This window comes from Klebsiella sp. FDAARGOS_511 (assembly GCF_003812845.1).
GTDB lineage: Bacteria > Pseudomonadota > Gammaproteobacteria > Enterobacterales > Enterobacteriaceae > Klebsiella > Klebsiella grimontii.
On the sequence record NZ_CP033824.1, the window covers coordinates 546,547 to 559,471 of the forward strand.

The 12,925-nt window shown below is 57.0% G+C and carries 9 protein-coding genes and 1 pseudogene; 4 read left to right on the top strand and 6 right to left on the bottom strand.

Features of this window, described 5'->3' with window-relative positions; all coding sequences use genetic code 11:
• Positions 1-8: 8 nt before the first annotated feature.
• The 5 genes and pseudogenes from nagK to EGY08_RS31025 all read right to left on the bottom strand — a co-directional run.
• Positions 9-920 (bottom strand): N-acetylglucosamine kinase, encoded by a 912-nt coding sequence (gene nagK, locus EGY08_RS03810; protein WP_123828249.1) that lies wholly within the window; start codon positions 918-920, stop codon positions 9-11.
• Between the two features lie 48 nt (positions 921-968).
• On the bottom strand, positions 969-2,213 hold the full coding sequence (gene lolE / locus EGY08_RS03815) for a lipoprotein-releasing ABC transporter permease subunit LolE (protein ID WP_004131432.1): 1,245 nt from the start codon (positions 2,211-2,213) through the stop codon (positions 969-971).
• Positions 2,213-2,914 (bottom strand): lipoprotein-releasing ABC transporter ATP-binding protein LolD, encoded by a 702-nt coding sequence (lolD, locus tag EGY08_RS03820; RefSeq protein ID WP_004131431.1) that lies wholly within the window; start codon positions 2,912-2,914, stop codon positions 2,213-2,215. Before lolD ends, lolE begins: the two co-directional genes overlap by 1 nt.
• Positions 2,907-4,106, bottom strand: a complete 1,200-nt coding sequence (lolC, locus tag EGY08_RS03825; protein WP_004131430.1) for a lipoprotein-releasing ABC transporter permease subunit LolC — start codon at positions 4,104-4,106, stop codon at positions 2,907-2,909. The genes lolD and lolC overlap by 8 nt, the downstream gene beginning before the upstream one ends.
• A 200-nt stretch (positions 4,107-4,306) precedes the next feature.
• Positions 4,307-4,372, bottom strand: a pseudogene (locus EGY08_RS31025) (hypothetical protein); the annotation flags it as partial.
• Between the two features lie 39 nt (positions 4,373-4,411).
• Here EGY08_RS31025 and mfd point away from each other — a divergent pair.
• Together mfd and ldtC are read left to right on the top strand one after the other, a co-directional pair.
• Entirely contained in the window at positions 4,412-7,858 is a 3,447-nt protein-coding gene (gene mfd / locus EGY08_RS03830) for a transcription-repair coupling factor (protein ID WP_123828250.1), read from the top strand.
• A 167-nt stretch (positions 7,859-8,025) separates the two neighbouring features.
• The gene (gene ldtC, locus EGY08_RS03835; protein ID WP_004131428.1) at positions 8,026-8,985 is read left to right on the top strand and encodes a L,D-transpeptidase LdtC; all 960 of its coding nucleotides are present in this window, start codon (positions 8,026-8,028) and stop codon (positions 8,983-8,985) included.
• Positions 8,986-9,205: 220 nt separating this feature from the next.
• Here ldtC and bhsA read toward each other — a convergent pair whose 3' ends face one another.
• Positions 9,206-9,463 carry a multiple stress resistance protein BhsA gene (bhsA, locus tag EGY08_RS03840; protein ID WP_004131427.1) on the bottom strand — a complete coding sequence of 86 codons (258 nt, stop codon included), beginning with the start codon at positions 9,461-9,463 and terminating at the stop codon, positions 9,206-9,208.
• A 249-nt stretch (positions 9,464-9,712) separates the two neighbouring features.
• Here bhsA and EGY08_RS03845 point away from each other — a divergent pair, with 249 nt between their 5' ends.
• Both EGY08_RS03845 and EGY08_RS03850 read left to right on the top strand, forming a co-directional pair.
• Positions 9,713-10,348, top strand: a complete 636-nt coding sequence (locus tag EGY08_RS03845) for a TetR/AcrR family transcriptional regulator (protein WP_004131426.1) — start codon at positions 9,713-9,715, stop codon at positions 10,346-10,348.
• A gap of 353 nt (positions 10,349-10,701) precedes the next feature.
• Positions 10,702-12,879 (top strand): TonB-dependent siderophore receptor, encoded by a 2,178-nt coding sequence (locus tag EGY08_RS03850; protein ID WP_004131425.1) that lies wholly within the window; start codon positions 10,702-10,704, stop codon positions 12,877-12,879.
• The last annotated feature ends 46 nt before the right edge of the window (positions 12,880-12,925 follow it).

The following is a 12,925-nucleotide window of genomic DNA, read 5'->3' on the forward strand; positions in this document are numbered from 1 at the left end:
CTCTGTCGTTATTGAGTCAGATGAAGGAAGGCCGCACCGCGCATACCTCCGGCATCGCCATGACGCGCGCGCTCAATACGCGGCACGCTGGCAACGGGAAGCAGATGTCGCGGCAGGCGCTGCGCCAGCCCTTCAGTTATTGCAGTAAAGTTAGACAATCCTCCGCCAAGCACCAGCAGATCCGGATCGACAATGGTTAAAATATTGCCCAGACACACCGCCAGCAGATCGAGATAGCGCTCGACGTGCTCGCGCGCCTTCGCGTCGCCCTGCTGCCAGAGCGCGACGATCTCCGGCGAGGTTAAAGATTGTTGGTAAAAATGTTCGTACAGCCAGGCAAAACCGCGGCCGGAAAGGTAGTTTTCAATGCAGCCCAGCTGGCCGCAGCCGCAGCGCGTAAGCGGAAAATCACGGCCGACGACTTCCAGCGCATCCACCGGCAAGCGGATATGGCCGAATTCGCCGGTAATATAGCGATGCCCGGTAATCGATTTTCCATTCAGCACCAGCCCCCCGCCAACGCCAGTGCCGAGGATCATCCCCATCACCAGCGGATAGTGGGTAAATTCGTCATCCCACGCTTCAGAAAGGGCAAAACAGTTGGCGTCGTTATCAAGGCGCACGTCGCGCGCCAGACGATCGCTCAGATCGGCCCGCAGGCGCCTGCCGCTGGCGGCGGGCACGTTGGCGGCGTAGAGCGTGCCGTCCTCGGTTTCCGGCATTCCCGGAATACCGATGCCCACCGAGCCCTGGCAACCGAAGCGCTGGTCGGCTTCGTGCACCAGCTCCTTTACGGCCTGCAAAAATGCTTCGTAGCTCTCTTTCGGCGTGGCGACGCGTTTTTCCCACTGCAGCCGCCGCGCTTTATCAAATACGCCCAGCGCTATCTTGCTGCCGCCAATGTCAAATCCATAGTACATTTCAGCAATTCCTCTTTACTGGTCTGCAAAGCCGACCATGACGATAAATTACTGGCCACTCAGCACCCTCGCCGGGTCAATGCGGCTGGCGCGGCGGGCGGGATACCAGCTGGCCAGCAAACTCAGCAACAGTGCCGTCACCAGCACGTAAACGACGTCCAGCCAGTGCAGTTCAGACGGCAGGAAGTCAATAAAATAGATGTCGCCGGAGAGGAATTTATGCCCGATCAGGTTCTCAATACCGTTAATGATTGCGGTCAACTTGAAGGCACAGATAACGCCAATCGCCACCCCAATCAGGCTCCCTACCGAACCGGCAAGTAAACCATACCATACGAAAATCGCGCGGATCAGCCCGTCTTTAGCGCCAAGCGTGCGCAGCACCGCAATATCGCCGCTTTTATCTTTCACTGCCATCACCAGGGTCGAGACGATGTTAAAGCAGGCCACGCCAATCACCAGCACCATTGCGAGATACATAATGGCGCGGATCATCTGAATATCGCGGTACATATAGCCGTAAGTGCCTATCCAGCTCTTGATATAAACGTAGCTGTTGGTTACTTCGCCCGCATCGCGCACCAGGGTGTTCGCGTGGAACACATCGGTGACTTTAATAGCGATACCGGTCACGCTGCTGCCCATTTCAAGATACTGCTGCGCATCCTGCATGGGGATCATGGCAAAACTATGATCGAGCTGGCCGCTGAGCTGCAAAATACCGGTAACGTGGAGCCTGACGCGCTTTGGCTGCAGCAGCTGGTGGTCGGCATCCGAGTTGGGAATCATAATTGACACCCAGTCGCCCTGCTTAACGTGCAGCGCATCGGCGACGCCTTTACCGAGGATCACCTGCTGCTCTCCGGCTTTAAAGTTCGCCCACGCGTTGTTCTGCACAAAGTTGGGTAGCGAACTGAGACGGCTCTCCTGCTGCGGATCGACGCCCTTTACCTGGATGGCGCGCATGTTGCTGCCGCTCTCCACCAGTCCGGTGAAGTTAATGTACGGCGCTGCGGCAACGATGCCTTTGACCTTTTCAACCTTCGCCAGCGCTTCGTTCCAGTTGTTCCACGGCTGGTTCACCGGCTCAATTTCACCGTGCGGCACCACCGCCAGAATGCGGTTGTTGAGCTCGCGCTCGAAGCCGTTCATGGCGCTCAGGCCAACGATCAGCACCGCCACGCCTAGCGCAATGCCGATGGTCGAGATAACTGAAATCAGCGAAACCATCCCTCCGCGCCGCCGTCCGCGGCTAAAGCGCAGGGCAATTAATAACGATAACGGAGAAGCCATTACTCAGCCCCCATCAGGGAGAGTTCGGCGGTCAGGCGCCCGTCGCGCATCTCCAGCTGGCGGCTCATCCGTTTTGCCAGCTGCAGGTCGTGGGTCACCACCAGGAAGGCGGTACGCTGCGCCACGTTTAGTTCGCCAAGCAGCTGAAAAATGCTGTCGGCGTTGCGGGCATCAAGGTTACCGGTAGGTTCATCCGCCAGCACCAGCCGAGGTTTATTAACCAGCGCGCGGGCAATCGCTACGCGCTGACGCTCGCCGCCGGAGAGCTCCGACGGGCGGTGGTCGCTGCGGTGCTCAAGCCCGACGGCGCGCAGCATCGCTTTTGCCTGACGCTCAATATCCGCCGCCTTCTGTTTACCGATTAACAGCGGCATCGCCACGTTTTCCAGCGCGGTGAAATCCGGCAGCAGGTGGTGAAACTGATAAATAAAGCCCAGCTCGCGGTTGCGCAGATCGGCGCGCGCGGCGGCTGAGAGTCGGCTCATCGACTGACCGGAAAAGATAACGTCGCCGGAGGTCGGCGTATCCAGCCCGCCAAGCAGATGCAGCAGCGTACTTTTGCCGGAACCGGAGGTGCCGACAATCGCCATCATCTCGCCCTCTTCAATGCTGAAGCTGACATTATGCAACACGTCGGTTTGCACGCTGCCTTCCTGGTAGCGTTTGCACAGGTTGTCGCATTGCAGCAGGATCTTATTCATAACGTAAAGCCTCAGCGGGTTGAGTGGCGGCAGCGCGCCATGAAGGATACAACGTAGAGAGTAATGCCAGCGCCATTGCTACAAGGGCAATCACGATCACCTGTAGCGGCTCGATGGCTACCGGCAGCGCGGCACCGTCGAGGAACGCGCCGATAATCGGCATCAAATTATTTAACTGGCTGGCAAGCAACGCGCCCAGTCCGGCGCCAAGCAGCGCGCCGACGATCCCGGCGCTCGCGCCCTGGACCATAAAGACCAGCATGATCTGCCGCGGCGTCAGGCCGAGGGTCTGGAGAATCGCCACTTCGCCCTGCTTTTCCATGACCATCATGCCCAGCGAGGTAATGATGTTAAAAGCGGCGACGGCGACGATCAGGCTCAACAGCAGGCCCATCATATTTTTTTCCATCCGCACGGCCTGGAACAGCTCGCCTTTACGTTCGCGCCAGTCCTGCCATTTGGTCCCTTCCGGCAGCGTCTGCTGGCTGAGGGTATCCACCTGTAAAGGCTGATTCAACCACAGCCGCCAGCCGGTAATATTACCCTGCGGATAGCGCATCAGGCGCGAAGCGTCGTCGATGTTGGTCAACATCTGATAGCCATCGACTTCGCTGTTGGCGGCAAAGGTGCCGATCACGTTAAACAGCCGCTGGCTGGGAACCCGCCCCATCGGGGTGAACTGGCTAGCGGAGGGCACCATCACGCGGATCTGATCGCCGCGATTAACACCCAGTTGCCCTGCCAGCTGCTCGCCCAGGATAACGTTATACTTTCCGGCTTGCAGATCGCTCTGCTTGACATTAACCAGGTAGGGCGTCAGGGGATCTTTTTGCGCCGGGTCGATGCCGAGCATTACGCCAACTGCTACGCTGCGGGCGCTTTGCAGCACCACATCGCCGGTGGTCAGCGGCGCCACGCGGGTAACGCCCTGTAATCTGGCCGCGCTTTCCGGCAGCTGTTGCGGGTTTATGGACCCCTGTTTGGCGCTAAGAATGGCCTGCGGCATCAGCCCCAGGATGTTATTTTGCAGCTCGCGCTCAAAGCCGTTCATCACCGACAGAACGGTAACCAGCGCCATGACGCCAAGCGTAATGCCAATGGTCGAGAGCCAGGAGACGAAACGACCGAAGCGGTCGGCTGCGCGCCCACGCATATAGCGAAGGCCGATAAAGAGTGCGGCAGGTTGATACATGTCATCCATCTGATTGCTGATAGCCGATGCCCGAGTATATAAGCGATTATGAGCAGCGTAAATGACTGATACCTGTAGATTTTATTGGCAATAATAACAAAAATTCAATATAAACAACAAGATAGATAAGCAAGCCGTTATTTAACTTTACGCTTATCGGAGTTCGTTACATTTCTGGCCAAAACATGACCTTTGCGATACGGGTTGGCGAATCCGGGTCGATCGCGGATAATCTCACTATTGAATATCAGCGAGTTGCCCTCCATATCGGCAGAGCGAATACCCAAGAGATCATGATACCGTCTATGCCTGAACAATACCGATACTCTCTGCCGGTTAAAGCCGGCGATCAGCGCCAGCTTGGCGAACTTACCGGCGCGGCCTGCGCCACTCTGGTGGCGGAGATGGCTGAGCGCCACGGCGGCCCGGTGGTACTGATTGCCCCCGATATGCAAAACGCCCTGCGTCTGAATGATGAAATCAGGCAGTTTACCGATAGCATGGTGGCGGGCCTGGCGGACTGGGAAACGCTCCCCTACGATAGCTTCTCCCCGCACCAGGACATTATCTCTTCGCGCCTCGCCACCCTCTACCAGCTCCCGACGATGGAACGCGGCGTACTGATTGTCCCGGTCAGTACCCTGATGCAGCGTGTCTGTCCGCATAGTTTCCTCCACGGCCACGCGCTGGTGATGAAAAAAGGCCAGCGCCTGTCGCGGGATGCGCTGCGCGCCCAACTGGATAGCGCCGGCTATCGTCACGTCGACCAGGTGATGGAGCACGGCGAGTACGCCACGCGCGGCGCATTGCTTGACCTGTTCCCCATGGGCAGCGAGCAGCCCTACCGTCTCGATTTTTTTGATGATGAGATAGACAGCCTGCGTCTGTTCGACGTCGACAGCCAGCGTACGCTGGAAGAAGTCGCCAGCATTAACCTGCTTCCGGCGCACGAATTCCCGACGGATCAGGCCGCTATCGAGCTTTTCCGCAGCCAGTGGCGCGACCGCTTTGAGGTCAAGCGCGACGCCGAGCATATTTATCAGCAGGTCAGTAAAGGCACGCTACCTGCAGGGATCGAATACTGGCAGCCGCTGTTCTTTAACGAGCCCCTGCCGCCCCTGTTCAGCTATTTCCCGGCGAAAACGCTGATTGTTAATACCGGCGATCTGGAAGCCAGCGCTGAACGTTTTCAGAATGAAACGCGCGCCCGCTTTGAAAACCGCGGCGTCGATCCGATGCGCCCGCTTTTGCCACCGGAACAGCTGTGGCTACGTAGCGATGAACTGTTTAGCGAGTTGAAAAAATGGCCGCGCGTCCAGCTCAAAACCGAGCGTCTGGCAGAAAAAGCCGCCAATACCAACCTCGGCTATCAGAAACTACCCGAGCTGGCGATCCAGGCGCAGAACAAAGCGCCGCTGGATAATCTGCGTCGATTCCTCGAATCCTTTAGCGGGCCGGTGATTTTCTCGGTTGAGAGCGAGGGACGCCGCGAAGCACTCGGTGAAATGCTGGCCCGCATCAAGATCGCGCCAAAGCATATTTTGCGTCTTGAAGAGGCAACGGGTAACGGCCGCTATCTGATGATCGGCGCCGCCGAGCATGGCTTTATTGATAGCCAGCGCAACCTGGCGCTGATTTGCGAAAGCGATCTGCTGGGCGAGCGCGTCGCCCGCCGTCGTCAGGATTCACGCCGCACCATTAATCCGGACACCTTAATCCGTAATCTGGCGGAACTGCATATCGGCCAGCCAGTGGTGCATCTTGAGCATGGGGTTGGGCGCTACGCCGGCATGACAACGCTTGAGGCGGGTGGGATTAACGGCGAATACCTGATGCTGACCTACGCAAACGACGCCAAACTGTACGTGCCGGTATCGTCGCTGCATCTGATTAGCCGCTACGCCGGCGGCGCGGAAGAGAATGCGCCGCTGCATAAGCTGGGCGGCGATGCGTGGGCGCGAGCGCGGCAAAAAGCCGCCGAGAAGGTGCGCGACGTGGCCGCCGAGCTGCTGGATATCTACGCCCAGCGCGCGGCGAAAGCGGGCTACGCATTTAAACATGATAAAGAGCAGTATCAGCTGTTCTGCGACGGCTTCCCGTTCGAAACCACGCCCGATCAGGCGCAGGCCATCAACGCCGTCCTGAGCGATATGTGCCAGCCGCTGGCGATGGATCGCCTGGTGTGCGGCGACGTTGGCTTCGGCAAGACGGAAGTGGCGATGCGCGCCGCGTTTCTGGCGGTGGAAAACCATAAACAGGTCGCGGTGCTGGTGCCTACCACCCTCCTCGCCCAGCAGCACTTCGATAACTTCCGCGATCGCTTCGCCAACTGGCCGGTGCGCATTGAGATGCTCTCGCGCTTTCGGAGCGCTAAAGAGCAGGCGCAGATCCTTGAGCAGGTCGCGGAGGGGAAAATCGATATTCTTATCGGCACCCATAAGCTGCTACAGCCGGACGTTAAGCTGCGCGATCTCGGCCTGCTGATTGTTGATGAAGAGCACCGCTTTGGCGTACGCCACAAAGAGCGCATTAAGGCGATGCGCGCCGATGTCGATATCCTGACCCTGACCGCAACGCCGATTCCGCGAACGCTGAATATGGCGATGAGCGGTATGCGCGACCTCTCGATCATCGCCACCCCTCCCGCCCGCCGTCTGGCGGTTAAAACCTTCGTTCGCGAATATGACGCGCTGGTGGTACGCGAGGCGATCCTGCGTGAAGTGCTGCGCGGCGGCCAGGTCTACTATCTCTATAATGACGTCGAAAATATCCAAAAAGCGGCGGAAAGACTCTCGGAGCTGGTGCCGGAAGCGCGTATCGCTATTGGCCACGGGCAGATGCGCGAACGCGAGCTAGAACGGGTGATGAACGATTTCCACCACCAGCGTTTTAACGTGCTGGTATGTACCACCATTATCGAGACCGGGATCGACATTCCGACGGCGAACACCATTATTATCGAGCGCGCCGATCACTTCGGGCTGGCTCAGCTGCACCAGCTGCGCGGCCGCGTCGGGCGTTCACACCATCAAGCCTACGCCTGGCTGCTGACGCCGCATCCGAAAGCGATGACCACCGATGCGCAAAAACGCCTTGAGGCTATCGCCTCGCTGGAAGATCTCGGCGCCGGATTCGCGCTGGCCACCCACGACCTCGAAATTCGCGGCGCGGGCGAGCTGCTGGGCGAAGATCAGAGCGGCTCAATGGAAACCATCGGCTTCTCTCTCTACATGGAGCTGCTGGAAAATGCCGTTGACGCGCTGAAAGCGGGACGCGAGCCCTCGCTGGAGGATCTCACCAGCCAGCAGACCGAAGTTGAGCTACGGATGCCGTCGCTGCTGCCGGACGACTTCATCCCCGACGTCAATACGCGCCTGTCGTTCTACAAACGCGTTGCCAGCGCGAAGAACGAGAATGAGCTGGAGGAGATCAAAGTCGAGCTTATCGATCGCTTTGGTCTGCTGCCGGATCCGGCAAGAAACCTGCTCGACATCGCCCGACTGCGCCAGCAGGCGCAGAAGCTGGGGATCCGTAAGCTGGAGAGCAACGAAAAAGGCGGCACCATTGAGTTTAACGAGAAGAATAACGTTAACCCGGTGTGGCTGATTGGCCTGTTGCAGAAGCAGCCCCAGCACTATCGCCTGGACGGCCCGACGCGTCTGAAGTTTATGCGGGATCTCGCCGAGCGTAAAACGCGGATGGAGTGGGTACGCCAGTTTATGCGCCTGCTGGAAGAGAACGCCACCGCCTGATAGCATTCGGGATACGGTCCGTGCACCGTATCCCGCCCCTCCCTGCCTGTGCGGCAAAATTTACAAACATTTTGCAATCCCTCTGAACTTCCAGACACTCGCTTAGCCATAATCTCAGGGACTTTTCGTATAAAAATAACCACTTACTTTTTATGGAAATTAGGGTGATGAAAAGCTTTTCGCGAATTTCTCTCTGGCTGGGGATGATAGCTATCGCCGCCGCGCTGGCGCTGCCCGTTCGCGCCAATACCTGGCCCCTGCCGCCGCCGGGCAGCCGTCTGGTCGGGCAAAACCAGTTCCACGTGGTCGAGAATAACGGCGGCTCGCTCGAAGCGATCGCTAAAAAATATAACGTCGGTTTTCTGGCCCTGCTCCAGGCGAACCCTGGCGTGGACCCTTATGTTCCGCGAGCCGGTAGCGTGCTGACGATTCCACTGCAAACTCTGCTGCCTGACGCGCCGCGCGAAGGGTTAGTCCTTAACCTCGCCGAACTTCGCCTCTATTACTATCCGCCCGGCAAAAACGAAGTGACCGTGTACCCTATCGGCATCGGTCAACTCGGTGGTGATACCATCACGCCGACAATGGTCACCACCGTCTCCGACAAACGCGCCAACCCGACCTGGACGCCAACGGCCAATATTCGCGCCCGCTATAAAGCCATGGGCATCGATTTGCCCGCCGTGATGCCCGCCGGCCCGGATAACCCGATGGGGCACCACGCCATTCGCCTGGCGGCATACGGCGGCGTGTATCTGCTGCACGGTACCAATGCCGATTTCGGCATTGGCATGCGCGTCAGCTCCGGCTGTATTCGCCTGCGTGATGACGACATCAAAGCGTTGTACAACGAAATAACGCCGGGAACCAAGGTGACGATTATTAATACGCCAATCAAGGTTTCCGTTGAGCCGAACGGCACTCGCCTTGTGGAGGTGCATCAGCCGCTGTCGAAGCATATCGATGACGATCCGCAGACGCTACCGATCGTCCTTAATGACAGCATGCAGACGTTCAAGCAGGCGCAGCTGACCGATACCGAGGTTATGGAACGCGCGATGACGCTGCGTTCGGGCATGCCGATTGACGTCACCCGCCACCATCGCGTCACGGAGCAGTCGCTATAATTTCCTGAATCGTTGACGAAAAAAAACCGCCTTCAGTTCACACTGAGGCGGTTTTTTTATGGCAATAATCAAACAGAGTACTGCTTTTCTGCGGGTTGCGGCACCATATAAGGGGTGGGCTCCGCTTCGCGTCAGAGACAACGCTTTCTTACTTCACGCGGACTGCTGAAGGGGGTCAGATCCGCGCGTGGTCAGTGGCATAACTGGGGTGGCGCGACAATTATTTGTAGATAACCGCAGTCCCGTGAAGGGTGTTAGGTCCGGTTACGGACGTAATACGGTAAGAGGTTGCGCCCATCTCTTCCGCCTTTTGCGCCAGCTGATCTTCCAGCGAACCGAGGTTGGTCCCGGCTGAGGCGGAAACGGTACCGATTTTATGCTGACCCGCCGGTGTTGACTGGACTTCGACAGCGGCAAAGCTGGCGAATGAGAGTGAGCTAAGTACCGCGGCGATAGCAAGCGTTTTAACGTTTTTCATGATTGTTATACCTATGCAGATGAATGTTATTGTAGGGGCGAACGAATTTAATTAACGATCGATAGGTAAATGATAGTGTGATCCATATCACACGTCAAACTATTTTTATAACGACCGTTTAACTATTTATAAACAGCATTAAATTCATACATATATGAATTATTTATTTTTAGACCGACATCGCTGGCAGCACGTAAGGTTTATTTTTATAATGGCCTTTCAATAAACCAACACAGGTACAGCGGCACCATGACAACTGACGTTCAAAGTTGCACGAAAAAAAGCCGTGGCCGACCTAAAGTGTTCGACAGGGAAGCGGCGCTGGATAAGGCCATGACACTCTTCTGGCAGCACGGCTATGAAGCCACCTCTCTCGCCGATTTAGTGGAAGCGACGGGCGCCAAAGCTCCTACGCTCTACGCGGAATTTGTGAATAAAGAGGGGTTGTTTCGCGCGGTGCTGGATCGCTACATCTCCCGCTTTGCCGCCAAACACGAAGCGCTTCTTTTTGACGAAGAGAAAAGCGTCGACACGGCGTTACGCGATTACTTCACCGCCGTCGCGACCTGCTTCACCAGTAAAGAGACGCCGGCAGGCTGTTTTATGATCAATACCTCCGCGGCGCTGGCGGCGGCGTCAACCGACATCGCCAATACCGTTAAGTCGCGGCACGCGATGCAGGAACAGACCCTTACGCAATTTCTGCAGCAGCGACAGCTGCGCGGCGAACTCCCGGCAGACGGCGACGTGCGTCAGTTGGCCCAGTTCCTCAACTGCATATTACAAGGCATGTCTATAAGCGCCCGTGAAGGCGCTGACTTCACTAAAATCATGCAAATCGCCGAGACCACGCTGCGTCTGTGGCCCCGGGTTCTTCAGCGCTAAGACCTCGCTTACCGGTGGGCTCCCACCGGTTCCCTCCCCCTTAATCCCTACATAAAGCAATGTTTTCAGTCATTTATTTTGTTCATTTCGCGAGAATGATATTGATAACAATAATCAATACGGGCAAAATTCGGTCTTAAACGTTTCTGTATATTTCACCGTGTAACAACCGGTACGCCCGTACCGAATAACGAAAACAACGATATCGTAAGCCCTTAATAATTCGAGTGGCAGAACAAGGAACTTGTGCCTTGAACTGCGCTAGCGCTGGCCCCATAGGGGCGAGGCCGCAGGCCGAGTAACGCGCCTGCAGCTTGAAGAATGACGGGTATAAACTCATAAAAGGAATGAGCATGAACAAGCGTCTCTGGGTGCTTAACCCACTGCTGCTGGCAACCGCCCTGCCCGCCTGGGCCGCTGATGACAGCATGATCGTCAGCGCTAACCGAACGCACCGTACAGTCGCTGAAATGGCCCAGACCACCTGGGTTATCGAAGGCCAGGAAATTGAACAGCAGGTTCAGGGCGGTAAAGAATTCAAAGACGTGCTGGCACAGCTGATCCCGGGCATCGACGTCAGCAGCCAGGGACGCACCAACTACGGCATGAATATGCGCGGCCGTGCGATCGTCGTCCTGATTGACGGCGTTCGCCTTAACTCCTCCCGTACCGACAGCCGCCAGCTAGACTCTATCGATCCGTTTAACATTGAACACATCGAGGTGATTTCCGGCGCAACATCCCTGTACGGCGGCGGCAGTACCGGCGGCCTGATTAATATCGTCACCAAAAAGGGCCAACAGGAGCGCCAGGTCGATCTGGAGCTGGGGGGTAAATCCGGTTTTGCCAACAGCAACGACCATGATGAACGCGTGGCTGCCGCGGTAAGCGGCGGTACTGACCACGCATCAGGTCGTTTATCGGTCGCTTATCAGCGTTTTGGCGGCTGGTATGACGGTAACCACGATGCGCTGCTCCTTGATAATACCCAGACCGGGCTTCAGCATTCCGATCGTCTGGATGTGATGGGAACGGGAACCATTGAGATTGACGAGAACCGCCAGCTGCAGCTGGTTACGCAGTACTATAAAAGCCAGGGCGACGATTACGGCCTGTACCTGGGGAAAAATATGTCGGCGGTGACCGGCGATGGCAAAGCTTTTACCACCGACGGTCTGAATTCCGACCGCGTCCCCGGCACCGAACGCCACCTGATTAGCCTGCAGTACTCCGATGCCGATTTCCTCGGTCAGAACCTGGTCAGTCAGGTCTATTATCGCGATGAATCCCTGACCTTTTATCCTTTCCCAACGCTTAGCAAAGGCCAGGTCAGCAGCTTCTCGTCTTCAAAGCAGGATACCGATCAGTATGGCGCGAAGATCACCCTGAATAGCCAACCGCTGGACGGCTGGGACCTGACCTGGGGAGTCGACGCCGACCATGAAACCTTCAACGCCAATCAGATGTTCTTCGATTTGGGCCAGTCGATGTCTTCCGGCGGCCTGAACAATCAGGCCATCTTCACCACTGGCCGTTACCCGGGCTACAGCATCACCAACCTGGCGCCGTTCCTGCAGTCCAGCTATGACCTGAACGATATCTTCACTATCAGCGGCGGCGTGCGTTATCAGTGGACAGAAAACCGGGTCGATGATTTTGTCGGCTATGCCCAGCAGCAGGATGTCGCCAGCGGCAAGGTTAGCTCGGCGGATGCCATTCCGGGCGGAAAAACCGATTACGATAACTTCCTCTTTAACGCCGGGATTGTGGCGCATCTCACCGACCGTCAGCAGACCTGGTTTAACTTCTCCCAGGGCGTTGAGCTGCCGGATCCGGGCAAATACTACGGCATCGGTAAATACGGCGCGGCGGTCAACGGCCATCTTCCGCTGCTCTCAAGCGTGAACGTAGGCGATTCGCCGCTACAGGGGATTAAAGTTAACTCCTACGAACTGGGCTGGCGCTACACCGGCGATAATTTGCGCACCCAGCTGGCGGCTTACTATTCGACCTCCGATAAGACGATTGTCGTTAACCGTACCGATATGACCATCGATGTGCAGTCCGATAAGCGCCGTATTTATGGCGTAGAGGGCGCGGTGGATTACTACTTCCCGAACAGCGACTGGAGCGCAGGGGCTAACTTTAACGTGCTGAAATCCCAGGTGAAGAGTGACGGTAGCTGGCAGAAGTGGGACGTCACTCTCGCCTCGCCGTCAAAAGCCACCGCCTGGGTTGGCTGGGCGCCGGAGCCGTGGTCGCTGCGGGTACAGAGCCAGCAGGTGTTTGATATAAGCGATGCCAGCGGCAATAAGCTCGATGGTTACAATACCGTGGACTTTATCGGTAGCTACGCGCTCCCTGTCGGCAAGCTGACCTTCAGCATCGAGAACCTGCTTAATGAAGATTATGTCACCGTCTGGGGCCAGCGCGCGCCGCTGCTCTACAGCCCGACCTACGGCAGCAGTTCTTTATACGAGTATAAAGGGCGCGGCCGTACCTTCGGTCTGAACTACGCGCTGAGCTTCTGATAAAAAAAGCCCCTCGGCCTGAGTGCCTGAGGGGCTAATAAAGATA